The 16,122-nt window shown below is 68.3% G+C and carries 14 protein-coding genes and 1 pseudogene; 7 read left to right on the top strand and 8 right to left on the bottom strand.

Features of this window, described 5'->3' with window-relative positions:
• Positions 1-72: 72 nt before the first annotated feature.
• Positions 73-2,577, bottom strand: a complete 2,505-nt coding sequence (locus ACXJJ9_RS05725) for a spermidine synthase (protein WP_457096264.1) — start codon at positions 2,575-2,577, stop codon at positions 73-75.
• A 16-nt stretch (positions 2,578-2,593) separates the two neighbouring features.
• Positions 2,594-3,322: a protein-L-isoaspartate(D-aspartate) O-methyltransferase gene (locus tag ACXJJ9_RS05720; protein ID WP_457096263.1), complete on the bottom strand. Its 729-nt coding sequence runs from the start codon at positions 3,320-3,322 to the stop codon at positions 2,594-2,596.
• Positions 3,323-3,409: 87 nt separating this feature from the next.
• On the opposite strand from ACXJJ9_RS05720, the gene tal reads away from it, so the two are divergent.
• From tal to ACXJJ9_RS05700, 4 genes and pseudogenes are all read left to right on the top strand, one after another.
• Positions 3,410-4,357: a transaldolase gene (gene tal / locus ACXJJ9_RS05715; protein WP_457096262.1), complete on the top strand. Its 948-nt coding sequence runs from the start codon at positions 3,410-3,412 to the stop codon at positions 4,355-4,357.
• A gap of 5 nt (positions 4,358-4,362) precedes the next feature.
• Positions 4,363-5,694 carry an MFS transporter gene (locus tag ACXJJ9_RS05710; RefSeq protein WP_457096261.1) on the top strand — a complete coding sequence of 444 codons (1,332 nt, stop codon included), beginning with the start codon at positions 4,363-4,365 and terminating at the stop codon, positions 5,692-5,694.
• 71 nt (positions 5,695-5,765) lie between these two features.
• Positions 5,766-7,042: pseudogene (locus ACXJJ9_RS05705) on the top strand (NAD(P)/FAD-dependent oxidoreductase).
• Positions 7,043-7,148: 106 nt separating this feature from the next.
• Positions 7,149-8,012: a right-handed parallel beta-helix repeat-containing protein gene (locus ACXJJ9_RS05700; RefSeq protein ID WP_457096260.1), complete on the top strand. Its 864-nt coding sequence runs from the start codon at positions 7,149-7,151 to the stop codon at positions 8,010-8,012.
• A 71-nt stretch (positions 8,013-8,083) separates the two neighbouring features.
• Here the strand turns inward: ACXJJ9_RS05700 and rpoH are convergent, their stop codons facing one another.
• Together rpoH and ACXJJ9_RS05690 are read right to left on the bottom strand one after the other, a co-directional pair.
• On the bottom strand, positions 8,084-8,968 hold the full coding sequence (gene rpoH / locus ACXJJ9_RS05695) for an RNA polymerase sigma factor RpoH (protein WP_310054453.1): 885 nt from the start codon (positions 8,966-8,968) through the stop codon (positions 8,084-8,086).
• A gap of 139 nt (positions 8,969-9,107) precedes the next feature.
• Positions 9,108-10,298, bottom strand: a complete 1,191-nt coding sequence (locus ACXJJ9_RS05690) for an acyltransferase family protein (protein ID WP_457096259.1) — start codon at positions 10,296-10,298, stop codon at positions 9,108-9,110.
• Between the two features lie 183 nt (positions 10,299-10,481).
• Between ACXJJ9_RS05690 and ACXJJ9_RS05685 the strand changes: the two genes are divergently transcribed.
• The 3 genes from ACXJJ9_RS05685 to ACXJJ9_RS05675 are packed head-to-tail and all read left to right on the top strand — an operon-like array spanning position 10,482 to position 12,509.
• On the top strand, positions 10,482-11,051 hold the full coding sequence (locus ACXJJ9_RS05685; RefSeq protein ID WP_457096586.1) for an RNA polymerase sigma factor: 570 nt from the start codon (positions 10,482-10,484) through the stop codon (positions 11,049-11,051).
• On the top strand, positions 11,048-11,554 hold the full coding sequence (locus ACXJJ9_RS05680; protein ID WP_457096258.1) for a hypothetical protein: 507 nt from the start codon (positions 11,048-11,050) through the stop codon (positions 11,552-11,554). The genes ACXJJ9_RS05685 and ACXJJ9_RS05680 overlap by 4 nt, the downstream gene beginning before the upstream one ends.
• 34 nt (positions 11,555-11,588) lie before the next feature.
• A complete protein-coding gene (locus tag ACXJJ9_RS05675; protein WP_457096257.1) occupies positions 11,589-12,509 on the top strand; it encodes a DUF4097 family beta strand repeat-containing protein in 921 nt (306 codons plus the stop codon).
• Between the two features lie 82 nt (positions 12,510-12,591).
• Here the strand turns inward: ACXJJ9_RS05675 and ung are convergent, their stop codons facing one another.
• The 4 genes from ung to ftsE form a co-directional block, all read right to left on the bottom strand.
• On the bottom strand, positions 12,592-13,299 hold the full coding sequence (gene ung, locus ACXJJ9_RS05670) for a uracil-DNA glycosylase (RefSeq protein WP_457096256.1): 708 nt from the start codon (positions 13,297-13,299) through the stop codon (positions 12,592-12,594).
• A gap of 31 nt (positions 13,300-13,330) precedes the next feature.
• Positions 13,331-14,173, bottom strand: a complete 843-nt coding sequence (locus ACXJJ9_RS05665) for a response regulator (protein WP_457096255.1) — start codon at positions 14,171-14,173, stop codon at positions 13,331-13,333.
• 251 nt (positions 14,174-14,424) lie between these two features.
• Positions 14,425-15,384, bottom strand: coding sequence for a permease-like cell division protein FtsX (gene ftsX, locus ACXJJ9_RS05660; RefSeq protein ID WP_457096254.1), 960 nt, complete (start codon positions 15,382-15,384; stop codon positions 14,425-14,427).
• A complete protein-coding gene (ftsE, locus tag ACXJJ9_RS05655; protein ID WP_457096253.1) occupies positions 15,381-16,067 on the bottom strand; it encodes a cell division ATP-binding protein FtsE in 687 nt (228 codons plus the stop codon). Before ftsE ends, ftsX begins: the two co-directional genes overlap by 4 nt.
• Positions 16,068-16,122: the final 55 nt, after the last annotated feature.

Below are 16,122 nucleotides of genomic sequence, written 5' to 3'. Positions count from 1 at the left end.
TTGCTTACAAAGCGCGGCCTATTCGTTGCCGTCAGCCGCGCGCGCGGCCCTTGGTCTGTCGATTTGGAAGGTTTACGGCGGGCGGGCGGGCCATTCCCACGCCGCTAGCAGGTACAACCCCAGCGCGATCAGCAGCGTCGCGCGCAGTCCGCACGCCATCGCCAGCAGCACCGCGACGATCGCCGCGATCACCGAGGCACAGCCGTTGAGTCCCCACGCCCAGGGCACGAATTCCGGCGCGGTGCGCGCGAGCCGCGACAGGCCCAGCGCGAACGGCATGCCCATGGCGAAGGCGAGCGGCGCGATGCCGGCCACGCCCAGCGCCGCGCGCATCCCGGCCGGCCATGCGGCGCCATGACTGTAGGCAACGGAGAACAGCGCGAACTGCCACGCCAACCCGAGCGCGATGGCGCCCACGGCCCGGCGGATGCGCGCGATCAGCACCGCCTCGTCCACTACGGCGCGCTGCGACAGCCAGCGCTGCGTGTACACGCTGCCCGCGCCCGCGCACAACAGGAACGCCGCCAGTCCCACGCCTGCGGCCAGCAACGGATGCCCGACCAGCAAGGTCAGGCGCGACAGCGTGGCGATTTCGATCAGCAGGAACGCCAGTCCCAGCGCCAGGAAATAGCCACTCGCACGCAGGCGCGACAACGACCCCGCTTGCGCGTCCTGCGAACGCGGCAGGAAGCGCAGCGGCAGCAGGACCAGCAGCAGCGCCAGCGGCACTGCCTGCACCAGCGCGGCGACCAGCAGCAGGTAACCCGCGTCCAGCAGCACGGCACTGCCCTGCCCACGCAGTCGCCACAGCTCCGGCAAGCTGCGCCAGCGGAAATAGTCACCGAAGTAGGGGCGGTCATCGCGCGCGGGCGTGATCGCGAAGCGATAGTCGCGCACGTAATCGCGCGCCCGCGGCGACAGCAGCGCCCGCGTGCCGTCGAACAGGTACGGCGGTTCGAGCACGTGGAAACGCTGCGTCGAATCGAACGGCATTCCCGCCGCGTAGACCGGATCGAAGCCATGCGCCGAGGCGAAGTCGCGCAATGCCGCAAGCTGCGTTGCCGTGAACGGCCGACGCGCGATCAGCCACGTGCTGGCATCCCAGTTGCGGATCGCCGCAAGTTGCGACGCCGGATCGTCCACGCCGCGCTCACGCAACGCCGCGATCGCGGTGGCGAAGAGCTTGAGCTCGTCGCGTGGCGGCTGCTTGCTCCAGCGTGTGACGGCGAGCATGCCGCCTGGCGACAGGCGCGCCAGGTAATCGCGCATCGCCTCGACCGTCAGCGCGTACTGCTCCGACGCCGCCTGCACGCCGGCGCCGCTGCTGGCGAAAGAATCGCCACCGGCCAGCACGATCAGGTCGTAGCGCGCGGCGCTGGCGCGCACGAAGGCGCGCGGCTCGGTGGCCGTGACGTGCACGCGCGGATTGCGATACAGGCCGCCGTCGTAGCGGGCGAAATCCTGCCGCACCCAGCGCAGGCGCTGCGGATCGAGTTCCACCGCGTCCACCCGCCGAGCGCCGAGCGCCAGTGCCTGCAATACCTCGAGGCCGCCACCGGCGCCGAGCACCAGCACGGATCGCGGCGCGACCAGGCGATAAGGCAGCGCCGATGTCATCGCACCCATCCATGCACGCGAATGCCGCGAGCCGTCGTCGTGCACGATCACCGACAGCGCGTCGCCGTCGGTGTAGAGGCCCAACTGCGGTGGCGGTTCGTCGGCGAACTGCAGGCTCAGGCCCGGTGCCTGGCGCAGCGGCACGCGCGGACTGTCGAGCACCGCCAACCAGCCATAAGGACCCGAGCGCTGCACCAGGATCCGCGCGCCGGGCAGCAGCAGGGTCCTGCTCAGGCCCTTGAATTCGTTCGGTCGCGGCGTCAGCGCGTGGCTCGGCAACAAGGCGAGCAGCAGCGCCGCGCCGACCACCGCCGCAGCCACCGCTGCCACGAAGGCAGCGCCGCGAGGCCTCATCACCAGCACCGCCGCAGCCGGCCCACACAACGCGGCCAGCACCAAGCCGCGTTCGACCGGCAGGCATGCCAGCGCCAGCGCCGCCAGCGCTCCCACCCCGGCTCCGAGGAGGTCGGCGCCGTACAACAACGGGATGCGCTGGCCATGCCGGGCGAACGCCAGGCCGAAACAGCTGGCGGCAAAGAAGAACGGCACCGCCAACAGCAGGTACAGCGCGCTCAGCCACAGCAACTGGCGTGGATTCCACACCAGTTCCAGGCCGTTGAAGGGAATGCGGGCGGCGAGCGCCAGGGCCAGCGCCGCAGCCAGCGCATACAACAGCGCGCAGCCGGCAAACGTCGCCTCGAACCGCGCGGCCAACCACGCATGCGGACGCCCCCGCAGCCATATGCTCAGCCAGGTGCCGCTGGCTCCGTGCCCGAGCAGGGCGAGACTGATGATCATCGCGGCGAACGGATACCAGTGCGCGATGGCGAGCCAGCGCATCAGCAACAACTGGTAGGCCAGCGCCGCGGCGGAAATCAGCGCGACGGCCAGCGCCAGTCGCCACGGCGTGCGTGCATCGCCGGCGGGGTCGATCAACTCGCTTTCGCGCGCGGCAGGCATCGCAAGGGGTCGCGGCTCAATGCTCGCCGGTCAGCGGCACGAAGCGCACGGGCAGGACCTGGCGCGTGCGCMCGCGCCCGCCGGTGTCCTTCTGCACCAGCAACAGCGTCTGGGTGAAGAAACTGCTGCCGACCGGAATCACCATGCGTCCGCCCGGCTTGAGCTGCGCCAACAGCGGCGGCGGAATCGACGATGCCGCCGCCGTCACCACGATCGCATCGAACGGCGCCTGCTCCTTCCAGCCGTAATAGCCGTCGCCGGTGCGCGTGGTGATGTTGCGCTGGCCACTCAGCCGTTGCCGCGCCTGCGCCGCAAGCGGCGCCACGATCTCGATCGTGTAGACCTGCACGCCGAACTCGGCCAGCACCGCCGCCTGGTAGCCGGAGCCGGTACCGACTTCCAGGACCTTCTGCCCGGCGCGCGGCTGCGCCAACGTGGTCATCAGCGCGACGACGTACGGCTGCGAGATGGTCTGGCCATAACCGATGCCCAGCGGCCGGTTTTCGTAGGCGTCGGCGCGTTCGGCCACCGGCACGTAGGCATGCCGCGGCAGGCGCCCCATCACCGCCAGCACGTCGCGATCGATCCGGGTGAAGCTGCCCGGTTCCGTATCGCCTTGCGCGCGCAGCTCGGCAATGAGTGCACTACGCGGCGCGGCATAGGGATCCTGCGCGTGCGCGCCCGGGCTGCACACCAGCCATGCCAGCAGCAGGCCGATGCCGGCGATGGAAGATCCGCCTCGCATGGCGCGACTGTAGGCGCCCATCCGTTAGCGTTCCGGCAACGGCGCATGTCCGATGACGTCATCCCGCGCTTCACGCACAATCCGCGCATGACCACCCAACTCGAACAACTGCGCGCCCTGTCGGCGGTAGTCGCCGACACTGGCGACATCGACGCCATTGCCCGCTTCCGACCGCTCGACGCCACCACCAATCCCTCGCTGCTGTTGAAGGCCGCGCCGTTGCCGGCGTACGCCCCGCTGATCGATGCCGCGCTCGCCAGCGCCCAGGGCGCCGACGTCACCGCGCGCCTTGCCGATGCCGGCGATCGTCTTGCCGTCGCCATCGGCGCGGAAATCCTCAGGTTTATTCCCGGACGCGTCTCCACCGAATGCGATGCACGCCACAGCTTCGATGCCGATGCCACGCTCGCGCAGGCGCGCAAGCTCGTCGCGCTCTACCAGGCCCGGGGCATCGGCCGCGAACGCCTGCTGATCAAGATCGCGGCGACGTGGGAAGGCATCCACGCCGCGCGGCAACTCGAACGCGAAGGCATCCACTGCAATCTCACCCTGCTGTTCTCGTTCGCGCAGGCGGTCGCGTGCGCGGAAGCGGGCGTGTTCCTGATCTCGCCCTTCGTCGGCCGCATCCTCGACTGGCACCTGGCCCAGGGCCTGCCAGCGCCGGCCACGCCGCAGGACGATCCGGGCGTCGCGTCGGTCACGCGCATCTGGCGCTACTACAGGCGCCACCGCTACGACACCGTGGTGATGGGCGCGAGCTTCCGCAACACCGGCCAGGTGCTGGCGCTCTCCGGCTGCGACCGGCTGACGATTGCGCCGGAGTTGCTGGCGCAGCTCGAAGCCAGCGACTCCGCGGTGCCGCGCGCGCTCAGCGACGACGGCGCCCGCGGCGACGCGCCACGACAACTCGATGAAGCCGGCTTCCGCTGGCGGCACAACGAGGACGCGATGGCCACGGAAAAGCTCGCCGACGGCATCCGTCGCTTTGCGGCCGACCAGGTGAAGCTCGAACAGTTGCTCGCGCAGCGGCAGTGATGCGCGTGGCGACCACCCACGATTCGACTTCCGGCGATACGCCGCTCAGCCCCGCGCGCCGGCTGCGCAGCATCTTCTCCGGCTCTGTCGGCAACCTGGTCGAGTGGTACGACTGGTACGTCTACAGCGCGTTCTCGCTGTATTTCGCGCAGGCGTTCTTCCCCAAGGGCGACCGCACCTCGCAGCTGCTCAACACTGCCGCGATCTTCGCCGTCGGCTTCCTGATGCGGCCGCTGGGCGGCTGGCTGTTGGGGCGCTATGCCGACCGCCACGGCCGCCGCCGTGCGCTGATGCTGTCGGTGCTGATGATGTGCGCCGGTTCCCTGCTCATCACCTTCACCCCCGGCTACGCCTCGATCGGCATCGCCGCCCCGGTGCTGCTGGTGGTCGCACGATTGCTGCAGGGGCTCAGCGTCGGCGGTGAATACGGCACCTCGGCGACGTACCTGAGCGAGATGGCCACGCGCGAGCACCGCGGCTTCTGGTCCAGCTTCCAGTACGTGACGCTGGTGATGGGCCAGCTGCTGGCCCTGATGGTGCTGATCGCGCTGCAACAGCTGTTCCTCAGCGAGGACCAGCTGCATGCGTGGGGCTGGCGCATCCCCTTCGCCATCGGCGCGCTGGCGGCGGTCACCGCACTGTGGTTGCGGCGCGCCATGCAGGAAACGGCCATCTTCGACCGCGGCGAACAGGATGGCGCCGCCACCCGGCAACGCCAGGGCTCCGTGCGCACGCTGATGCAGCATCCGCGTGCCGTCGCCACCGTGATCGGCCTGACCATGGGCGGCACGCTCGCGTTCTATACGTACACGACCTACATGCAGAAGTTCCTCGTCAACAGCGCCGGGCTCGACACGCGTTCCGCCTCGTCGCTCAACGCGGCGACGCTGTTCGTTTTCATGCTCATGCAGCCCGTGGTCGGCGCGCTGTCCGATCGCATCGGCCGGCGTCCGCTGCTGATCGCATTCGGCGTGCTGGGCACGGCACTGACCGTGCCGATCCTGAGCGCGCTGCAGGATGTGCGGATCACGACACAGGCGTTCTGGCTGATCCTGGCCGCGCTCGCCATTGTCAGCTTCTACACCGCGATCAACGCAGTGGTGAAGGCGGAGCTGTTCCCGGTCGAGGTGCGCGCACTCGGTGTCGGCCTGCCGTACGCGCTGACCGTCGCCGTGTTCGGCGGCACCGCCGAATACGTGGCGCTGTGGTTCAAGAACGCCGGCGTCGAAAGCGGCTTCTACTGGTACGTCACCGCCTGCATCGGCGTGTCGTTGCTGGTCTACCTGTGGATGCCGGAGACGCAGCGCACTTCGCGCATCGATCGCGAGGTGCCCTGACAGGCGTCCTGTCGCCCGGGCATGGCATCGCCGTGCTGCGCAGACGCCGGTGGTTTTGAAACAATGCCCCCATGGACAAAACGCCCGGCAAGCCAACTCCCCATGTCGTGATCGTCGGCGGCGGCTTCGCCGGCTGTGGACCACGCGCGCGCTGGCGCGCGACCAGGTTCGCATCACCCTGGTCGACCGCCGCAACCACCACCTGTTCCAGCCATTGCTGTACCAGGTCGCGACCGCGGGGCTGTCGGCACCGGACATTGCCGCGCCGCTGCGCCATATCCTGCGCGCGCAGCGCAACGTGGAAGTGCGCCTGGGTGAAGTCGTCGGCATCGATGCCGTCGCGAAGTCGGTGACGCTCGCCGACGGCGACGTCCTCACCTGCGACTACCTGGTGCTGGCGAGCGGCGCCACCCATGCCTACTTCGGCCATGCGGACTGGGCCGCGCATGCGCCGGGGCTGAAGACGCTCGACGATGCGCTCGCGATCCGCCGGCGCCTGCTGCTCGCGTTCGAGCGCGCCGAAGCCGCGCAGTCCGCCGAGGAACGCACCGCCTGGCTCAACTTCGCCGTGGTCGGCGGCGGCCCCACCGGCGTGGAACTGGCCGGCACGCTGGCGGAGATCGCGCGCCACACCCTGCGCAATGAATTCCGCCGCATCGACCCGGCCGAAGCGAAGGTGCGCCTGCTCGAAGCCGGACCACGCGTGCTGTCGTCGTTCCCCGAGTCGTTGTCGGCGAAGGCACGCGCGCAACTCGATCGTCTCGGAGTCGAGGTCGTGACCGGCTTGCCGGTGGAGGCGATCGACGCGGACGGGTACGCATTGGGCGGACGACGCGTGCCTGCACGCACCGTGCTGTGGGCGGCGGGCGTGGCGGCCTCACCGCTGGGCGCACTGCTCGACGCACCGCGCGACCGCGCCGGCCGCGTGCAGGTCGACGCCGACCTCGGCGTGCCGAATCATCCGTGGATCTTCGTCGCCGGCGACCTCGCCAGCGTGCAGCAGGACGGCAAGCCGGTGCCCGGCGTCGCGCCCGCGGCCAAGCAGATGGGCGCGCATGTCGCGCGCGTCATCCGTGCGCGCCTGCGCAATGAGGCCGCGCTGCCCTTCCGCTACCGCGACTTCGGCAACCTCGCCACCATCGGCCGCATGGCGGCGGTCGTGCACTTCGGCAGGCTCAGGCTCTCCGGCCTGCTGGCATGGTGGTTCTGGCTCTTCATCCACATCTTCTTCCTGATCGGCTTCCGCAACCGCGTGATCGTGCTGGTCAACTGGGCGTGGGCGTACTGGAGCTACCAGCGGCACGCGCGGATCATCCTGGGCGGTACTACTGACGCATCGGCGGATTGACACCCGTGCTAAGGTCGCGCGGCGCGGCCGCAGGGGAGGCCTCGCGCGACAACATGCCCCCGCGCGTAGCGGGTTTTCTTTTGAATGGATTTTTGGGGATTTAAGGATGCATAGACTCTTTGCTGTCGTTCTTTCGTTCGCGACTCTTTCCGGTTTTGCCACCCCCGCGATGGCGCAGACCGCCACCGCGTCGCCCTGCACGCAATGGATCACCGCCGTGCCGGTCACCATCACCAGCCCTGGCTACTACTGCCTCAAGCAGAACATCACCACCAACCTCGTCGGCGGCGCCATCGGCATCGAGTCCAGTGACGTCACGCTGGACTGCCGTGGTCGCAGCATCACGCACAGCGATCCGGCCAATGATGCCTTCGGCATCACCGGCAGCGGCTTCGGTCCGGTGCATGACGTTACCGTGCGCTCGTGCAAGCTCGTCGACTTCGGCACCGGCATCCTGTTCGGTCCGGGCAGCGATCGGATCGAGATCGCCAACAACGACGTGGTGAAGCCGAAGCTCGACGGCATCGTGCTGTGGGGCAGCAACTCGCGCATCGTTGGCAACAGCGTGTTGAGCACGCACAACACCTTCTACGACTACTCCCGCAACATCACCGTAACCGCTTTCGAACCGGGCGTGCGTTCGACCGGCAACGTGATCTCCAACAACACGGTCGCCGGCGCATTCGGCAACGGCACGATCTGGGGCATTCGCGTCGACATGTCGGACAACGCGCTGATCAACAACAACCAGGTCATCGACCTGCAGCCCAATGAGGGCGGTTTCGCCGCGGCGATCGTCACCGACAGCGCCACTTCACGCATCCTCAACAACGTGATGATGGCGCGCACCGGCACCAACTACGGCAACATGGGTAGCGCCGCACTGTGCTCGCGCAACCTCGCCGTCGGCCTGGCTGTCGATGGCTTCGATTGGTGCACGCAGTCGGTCAACAACACGACGCAGCCGTAACCGCGGCATCCCGGCGGCAAAAGAAAAGGCCCGGGGAACCGGGCCTTTTCCTGTCTGCTTTCGCGCGACGCTTATGCAGCGAACAACGCCTTCATCTTCTTCAGTGCGTTGGCTTCGATCTGGCGGATGCGTTCGGCGGACACGCCGTATTCGTCGGCCAGTTCCTGCAGCGTGATCTTGCTGTCGGCATCGAGCCAGCGACGCTTGACGATGTCGCGCGAGCGGGCGTCGAGGCCGGCCAGGCCCTCGCGCAGCAACTCGAGCTGGTTGTCCTCGCTGTCCGCGCGCTCGTAGGCCTGCGACGGATCCTCGGCATCGGTGCGAAGGTAGGCGGCCGGCGACGGCGGGGCGTGGTCGTCGTCCTCGTCGGTGGGCGCGTCGAAGCCGATGTCGCGGCCGGACAGGCGCGATTCCATCTCCAGCACTTCGCGTTCGGACACGTTGAGGTCGGCGGCCACGGCGCGCACTTCCTCGGCATTCATCCAGCCCAGGCGGGTCTTGGACTTGCGCAGGTTGAAGAACAGCTTGCGCTGCGCCTTGGTCGTGGCGACCTTGACGATGCGCCAGTTCTTGAGGATGAACTCGTGCATCTCGGCGCGGATCCAGTGCACCGCGAAGGAAACCAGGCGCACGCCCTGCTCCGGGTCGAAGCGCTTGACCGCCTTCATCAGGCCGATGTTGCCTTCCTGGATCAGGTCGCCCATCTGCAGGCCGTAGCCGTTGTAGCCACGGGCGACATGGACCACGAAGCGCAGGTGCGAGTGCACCAGGTCGCGCGCGGCGTCGAGGTCCTCTCCGTCGCGGAAGCGGCGCGCAAGCGCCTGCTCGTCTTCGGCGGTGAGCACCGGGATCTGGTGCACCGCGCCGATGTAGGCATCCAGCGAACCGATTGCGGTCAGGCCATTGAAGGCCGGAACCGGGAGGTTATTGGCGATAAGGGCGGTGTTTTGGGTCATGGCAGGCATCTTAGCAGTCGGGGTTTGGGACTGCTAAACCCCGCGGAAGTTCCGGTGCGTTGCATTCATGGAACGCGGTTTGACCCTGCCAAGGCCCCGGCAGCGGCCAATTTCGGGCCCGCGGGGTGGCCCCAGGATCTCATCCACCGCCGGAACGGCCCGCGCTACCGCTTTCCGGCGCTCCCGGCGCCGGGGAGGCCGGCGGCACCCATTCCGGGGCCGTGGCCATCGGCCGGACATCATGCTGGACCGGCTTGCGGCCATTGAACAGATAGCCCAGCACGGCATAGCGGCGGACCAGGAAATGGTGGAGTGTCAGCGACACCATCGATGCGACTGCCAGGACGATCAGGAACTTGATCCCGGCCGCCAGCGGCAGCGACAGCAGCGCCGTCGCCATGGCGATGACCGTCACGTGGTGGAACAGATAGATCGAGTAGCTGGCGGAAGACAGGTAGGCGAAGGTGCGCGACGGCCGGTCCGCCCATTCGCGGAACAGCGAGAACAGCACCCGCACCACCATCCACCGCAACAGCCCTTCGCCCAGGAAGTGTGCGGTACGGAAGGCGTAATCCGAACGCCCCTCGGTCAGCAGCATCACCACCCCTCCGCTCACGGCAAGGGCAATCACCAGCCGATCGCGCCGGGCGAACCGGTCGAGCAGCTCCGGACTGGCGCACAGCAACATCCCCACCAGGAAGCCGGGAAGGTAGAGCAGCAGCTCCGCCGGACTGGCGCTCCCCAGCAGGGGCTCATCCCAACCGGGACCGGCAAGCCGGCCCACCGCCACCACGCCCAGCGGCGTTGCGACCAGCGCGAGCAGCACGAAGGGCAAGGCCCACCGTCCCCGCAACCAGGAGGCGACGGCGCCATCGGGGTCGGCCAGGCGGCGCAGGTACGGCGCGAACATGGCGGCAAGGGCGAAATAGACAGCCAGGGAGAACAGGAACCACAGGTGGGAAACCCATTGCCCATCCACCCACGCAGGCAGTAGCGCACCCTGCAGGAAACCGGCATCGCCCCCGGCGCCGATCACCAGCCGCACCTGGAGCAGGTTGAAGGTCAGCAGCGTCGCCAGCAGCGGGACCAGCACCCGGCGCATGCGGTCGCGCAGGAAGTCCCGTACCGGCCACCGCACCAGCAGGTACATCGCGAAGTAGCCAGCGACGACGAAGAACGCCGGCATCCGGAACAGATGGATGCCCGCCACCAGCCAATCCAGCGCTGGCAGGTGGGCCTGGTCCTTGACCTGCCAGGCGTCCGAGTCGTACGGCCGCGCCGAATGCAGCACCACCCCCAGCAGCATCAAAACGCTGCGCAGCGCATCCATGTAATGAAGCCGTGAGGCCCCATTGCTCATTCGCGTGCCTTTTTGCTACCGGGGGATATCCAAGCAAACGCGATGCCTTGGCGCATGCGGCCTGATGCGGCCTGAATAGGGATGCCCGCCGCAGCGACCCGCTTAAACGCCTGGGGACGCCCGTGCATCTGTATGGCTCTGCTCGCCGCCGTGATGCCCATCGAAACCGACCACCCCGACACCGGGGCCGACGACGACCGCGCCCTGGTCGGCGCGGCCGCCCGGGGCGAAGTGGCGGCCTTCGAGGCGCTCTACCGGCGCCACGCCGGCCGCATCCATGGCGTGATCGCCCGGCTGGTCGGCGGTCATGGCGCCCGCGCCGAAGACCTGACCCAGGACGCATTCGTCCGCGCCTGGCAGGCGCTGCCGGCCTTCCGTTTCGAGTCGGCCTTCGCGACCTGGCTGCACCGGCTCGCGGTCAACACGGCGCTGATGGACCTGCGCAGCCGCAAGAGCCGTCCGCAGGACGACGGCAGCGAGGACGCCTTCGACGGACTGGGCGTCCCTGATTCCGCCGGCTACGGCACCGCGCTGTCGATGGACCTGGAGCGCGCCGTCGCCAGCCTGCCGCCGCGCGCCCGCGCGGTACTCGTGCTGTACGACGTGGAAGGCTGGCACCACGAGGAAATCGCCGCCGAACTCGGCATGGCGGTCGGCAGCTCGAAAGCGCAATTGCACCGCGCCCGCCACCTGTTGCGGACGCGGTTGGAGGCACACGCATGAATACCGGTCACGACAACTCCCACGACAGCAACGACTTCCCCGAGGCTCTGCGCTGGCAACTGCGCGCCCTGCGCCAGGACGCCACTCCGTCGCACGACCTGTGGCCCGGCATCGCAGCGCGCCTGGCCACGCAGCGGGCGCCGGTGCGCCGGTCGCCCCGCTGGCTGGGGCCGGTCGCACTCGCCGCCAGCGTGGTTCTGGCCGTGGGCAGCGTGGGCTGGTTCGCCCGTACCGCCGGCGTGACCGCGCCGTCGCAGGCGCAGTCGCCGACCCTGGTGCAACGCGAAGCCGACGGCCTTTCGCGCCAGTACCAGGCCGCATTGCAGGAGGTGCAGGTACCCATGCCGCCGAGCCTGCAGCCCACGGCCGAGGCACTGGACCGCGATGTCGCCCTGATCCGCGCCGCGCTCACCCGCGACCCCGATTCGGTCCGCCTGCTCGAACAGCTGCGCCGCACCTACGCCCATCGCCTCGCGCTCGCCCAGCGCGTCGCCTACACCTGATCCTTTCGCCTACCTGCTGTTCCGGAGAAGTCCCATGTCCCGCGCCCTCGCCCTGATGACCGTCGGCCTGTTCGCTGTCCCCACGCTGTTCCACGACGCACTCGCCGCGACGCCCATCAACGAAACCCGCGCGTTTGATGCCCGCGGCCACCTCAGCATCGAGAACGTCAAGGGCAGCATCGAAGTGCGGGCCTGGGACCGCCGCGAGGTGAAGATCGAAGGCAGCCTCGGCCAGGGCGTGGAGAAGCTGGAGATCCTCGGCGACGCCCAGCACCTGTCGATAAAGGTGAAGTACCCCAAGAACGGCGGCCTTGGCTTCTTCTCCGGCAGCGACAAGAGCGAACCCTCGGAGCTGCGGCTGATGGTGCCGTTGCAGGCCGACCTCGACATCGACGCCGTATCGGCCGACGTCGACGTCAGCGGCATGGCCTCGGACGAACTTTCCATCGACAGCGTCAGCGGCGACATCAACGTCGTCGGCGCACCGCGCGAAGCGACGATCGACAGCGTCAGCGGCGACCTCAAGCTGATCCTCAACAGTCCGAAGGTCAGCACCGAGAGCGTGAGCGGCGACATCGACCTGCGCGGCCGCCTCAGCGACGAGGTGCACGTGGAAACCGTATCGGGCGACATCGACGTCTCCGGCCACCAGAGCAGCGTGCGCAAGTTCAGCGGCAACACGGTGTCCGGCGACATGCGTATCGACACCGCATTGACCGCCGGCGGTCGCATCGGCCTGGAAAGCGTGAGCGGCAACCTTACCCTGCGCATGCCCGCGAACCTTTCCGCGCAGGTGCGCGGGGATAGCTTCAGCGGCGAACTCTCTGCACCCGACGTGGAGATCAGCCGGCCCAAGCATGGCCCGGGTTCGAACTTCGAGCACCGCTACGGCAGCGGCGACGGCGAGATATCGCTGAAGTCGTTCTCCGGCGACGCGCGCCTGCAGTTCGACTGAAGTAGTTCGACTGAAGCAGCGCGACGATGTACCCGAAAATGCCGGGCCTCGCCCGGCATTTTCGTTGGCACCTCCGCTGCGGCTACGCAATCCGCTCGCGCGGCGGCAGCGACCAGTCGATCGGCGCCATGCCGTGCTGCGCGAGGTAGCGATTGGCGGTGGAGAAATGTCCGCAGCCGATGAACCCGCGATGCGCCGACAGCGGCGAAGGATGCGGCGCCTTCAACACCAGGTGCCGGCGCGGATCGATGACCTTGCCCTTGGCCTGCGCATAGCTGCCCCAGAGCATGAACACCAGGTGCTCGCGTTCGCGGTTGAGCGTTTCCACGATGCGGTCGGTGAAGCCTTCCCAACCCTTTCCCTGGTGCGCGCCGGCGCGCCCCTCCTCGACGGTGAGTACGGCGTTGAGCAGGAGCACGCCCTGCTCCGCCCAGTGCGCGAGGCACCCGTGGCCGGGCCGCGCGATGCCCAGGTCGCGCTGGATTTCCTTGTAGATGTTGTCCAGCGACGGCGGTACCGCGACGCCGGGCTGCACCGAAAAGCACAGACCATGCGCCTGGCCGAAGCCGTGGTACGGATCCTGGCCGAGGATCACCACTTTCACCGCGTCAAAAGGCGTCGCGTCCAGCGCGGCGAAGATCTGCGGTCCCGGCGGGAAGATGCGCGCGCCGCTCGCCCTGCGCTCGCGCAGGAACGTCGACAACGCCTGCATGTCGTCGCGCTGCAGGTAGTCGCCCATGCGCGATTTCCAGGAAGGGTCGAGCCGGATGCGTTCGCCGATGTCGTTCATGCGCACAGGATACCGCTGCGCCGCGCGCCGATTACGCGTCGAGCGTGCGCTGCTCCGGCATCTTCGCCACGCGCAACTGGAACAGCGTCTTGGTCACCAGCAGGCGCTCCTCGATCGGCTTGAGCACGAGATCGTTCGCACCCATGCGCAGCAGCTCGCTCTGGTTGTCCGGATTGGCGTCGCCGGTCATCACCAGCACCGGCAGGCGGCGCTTGCCGTAGCCGAAGTCGTTGCGGATCCGGTCGAGCAGGTCGCTGCCTTCGAGTTCGCCCTTGAGGTAGACGTCGGTGAGGACCAGGTCGGCGCCCGGATCGTCGTTGCCGCGATGCTGCTCGAGGTACTCCAGCGCTTCTTCGACGCCGACGAAGTGCACGACGACCAGGCCGTTGCGTTCCAGCATGCGCTTGGTCGCGAGTGCGACCACCTTGCTGTCTTCCACGTACAGCACCCGGGCGCCCGGGATCGATTCGGGCTGCACGTAGCCGCGGATGAAGGCCGCGAGCGCGCTGTAGCCCAGGCCCTTGTCGAAGTAATCGGTGACGTCCTCGGTAAAACGTCGCGCTTCCAGTGCGTCCTGGGCATTGCCGGAGATGACGATGATCGGCACGTACGCCTGGCCCGACGCTTCACGCACCGTGCGCGCGAGTGCGATGCCATCGCCATCGGGCAGCACCAGCGAAGTGGTGACCAGATTGACCGCGCCCCGCGCCAGCGCGTCGCGCGCTTCCCCGATGCTGCCGCATGCGACGAGTTCGGCGTCGGCGACTTCGCGCACCAGCACATCGCCAATCATCTTGCGCACCAGCTTGCTGCCGTCCACCACCATCACGCGTGGCGCGGCCTTGTCGAGGTGGCGCAGATCCTGCGAAGACATGAGATTGCGGGGACGGCGGAGTGGGCGAGTCGCGAGTGTACGCGCTGCCTGCTGCGATTACGCGGCGATGTTGCGACGCCGGTCGGCTTTTGGCTCAAGGAATCGCTGAACGAAGTTCGGCGATTCCTGCGGCACAGGGATGTGCCGCACGCGGGCAAGCACGCAAGTGCTTGATCCGCGTAAGCCGGGGTCGAGCTTGGCTCGAGCCCGGCGTGTCTGAAAGATGTCCCGGAGGGACTCTTTCAGACTACTCAAATGTCCGTCGGACGGGTCTGGCGCAGGTAATGACCGGTCACGAAACCGGCGCCGAGCCAGCCCAGGAGACCGGCCACGAACACGATCGCGCCCGCCTCAGACGGGTCGAACCCGCGCAGGGCGAAGCCGCTGCCGTAGCTGCGCGCGAGTTCGGCGAGCGGCGCGCGCAGGGCGATATCGGTGGCGGTGAGCAGGGCGAGCGCGAACGCGCCCGCCAGCAGCCCGTAGCACGCGCCCAGGTACAGGAAGGGCCGGCGGATGAATCCATCGCTCGCGCCCAGCAGTTGCAGCACGCCGATCTCGTCGCGACGCGACTGGATGTCGAGCCGCACCGTGTTGCCCACGACCAGCAGCGCGCCCAGGCCCAGCAGGCCGGCGAGCACCCACGCCAGGCGTGCGCCGAAACGCAGCCACTGGTCGAGGCGATGGCGCCAGCCAGCGTCGTGTCGGACGACGTCGGCTTCGGGCAGTGCCTGCAGCGATTCCGCGAGCGCGCCTTCATCGGCCGCACCGCCTTGATCACCAACCTTGGGCGTCACGATCAACAGGCTTGGCAACGGATTGCCTTCGAGCGCGGCGAGCGCATCGCCGAGGCCGCGCTGGCGCAGCTCTTCGAGGCCCTGCTCCGGCGTGCGCACTTCGACCTGGGCGACGTCGCCGCGCGCCTTCAATTCCCCGGCCAGCGCCCTGGCGCGGTCCACGGTGACATCCGTCTTGAGAAACAGGCTGACCTGGCGCGACTGCTGCACGTCACCGGCAAAACGTTCGACGTTCCGCAGCGTGGCCCACAGCCCCAACGGCAGGGCCAGCGCCACCGCCATCACGCCGATGGTGAGTGCGGTCGCCCATGGCTTGCGCAACATGCGACCGAGGCTCGCAACCAGGCTGTAGACGTGGTGGTCAAACCACATGCCGATGCGCGACTGCGCCTTCATGGCGTCGACTTCGATGTTCATTCGGCCAGGTCCTGCGGCGAGATATCGTCGACGAGGCGACCCTGGTTGAGCACCAGCACGCGCTTCTTCATGCGCTTGAGCAGGTTGAGGTCGTGGCTGGCGATGAGCACGCTGGTGCCGCGCTCGGGCAGCGAGGCGAACAAGTCGAGGATCTCCGCGGACAGGGTCGGATCCAGGTTGCCGGTGGGCTCGTCGGCCACCAGCAGCTTCGGCTCGCCGATGATCGCGCGGGCGATGCCCACGCGCTGCTGCTCGCCGGCGGAGAGCTGGCCCGGCAGGGCATTCGCCCGCGCGCTGAGCCCGACCTTTTCGAGCACGCTGCGCACGCGCTTGGCGATGTCGCCACGCCGCATGCCGCGCAGCACCAGCGGCAGGCCGACATTGTCGGCAACGCTGCGGTCGGTGAGCAGGCGGTGGTCCTGGTAGACAACGCCGACATCGCGCCGGTGCAGGGCAATACGGCCGCCGCGCACCTTGGCCAGGTTGCGCTCGCCAAAGAGCACCGCACCACGGCTGGCGCGTTCACTGAGGTGGATGAGCTTGAGCAGCGTGCTCTTGCCGGCGCCGGAATGGCCGGTGATGAAGAGCATCTCGCCCGTGGCGACTTCGAAACTCACGTCGGTCAACGCGTGGTGACCGCTGTCGTAGCGTTTGCTGACGTTGTCGAAGCGCAGGACGGCCATTCGGTCCGGAAGTGCAGCCAGTTCAGCGGCAAGTATCGGGGCCGGACGCGGCGAT

It is taken from the genome of Lysobacter sp. P5_B9, assembly GCF_054049835.1.
This window is presented reverse-complemented; position numbering and strand designations above follow the sequence as displayed.

Bases quoted from the DNA above. Each gene is read 5' to 3' on its own strand.
- ACXJJ9_RS05725 (WP_457096264.1), bottom strand. From the start codon at position 2,577: ATGCCTGCCGCGCGCGAAAGCGAGTTGATCGACCCCGCCGGCGATGCA.
- tal (WP_457096262.1), top strand. From the start codon at position 3,410: ATGACCACCCAACTCGAACAACTGCGCGCCCTGTCGGCGGTAGTCGCC.
- ACXJJ9_RS05700 (WP_457096260.1), top strand. From the start codon at position 7,149: ATGCATAGACTCTTTGCTGTCGTTCTTTCGTTCGCGACTCTTTCCGGT.
- rpoH (WP_310054453.1), bottom strand. From the start codon at position 8,968: ATGACCCAAAACACCGCCCTTATCGCCAATAACCTCCCGGTTCCGGCC.
- ACXJJ9_RS05690 (WP_457096259.1), bottom strand. From the start codon at position 10,298: ATGGATGCGCTGCGCAGCGTTTTGATGCTGCTGGGGGTGGTGCTGCAT.
- ACXJJ9_RS05685 (WP_457096586.1), top strand. From the start codon at position 10,482: ATGCCCATCGAAACCGACCACCCCGACACCGGGGCCGACGACGACCGC.
- ACXJJ9_RS05680 (WP_457096258.1), top strand. From the start codon at position 11,048: ATGAATACCGGTCACGACAACTCCCACGACAGCAACGACTTCCCCGAG.
- ACXJJ9_RS05675 (WP_457096257.1), top strand. From the start codon at position 11,589: ATGTCCCGCGCCCTCGCCCTGATGACCGTCGGCCTGTTCGCTGTCCCC.
- ung (WP_457096256.1), bottom strand. From the start codon at position 13,299: ATGAACGACATCGGCGAACGCATCCGGCTCGACCCTTCCTGGAAATCG.
- ACXJJ9_RS05665 (WP_457096255.1), bottom strand. From the start codon at position 14,173: ATGTCTTCGCAGGATCTGCGCCACCTCGACAAGGCCGCGCCACGCGTG.
- ftsX (WP_457096254.1), bottom strand. From the start codon at position 15,384: ATGAACATCGAAGTCGACGCCATGAAGGCGCAGTCGCGCATCGGCATG.
- ftsE (WP_457096253.1), bottom strand. From the start codon at position 16,067: ATGGCCGTCCTGCGCTTCGACAACGTCAGCAAACGCTACGACAGCGGT.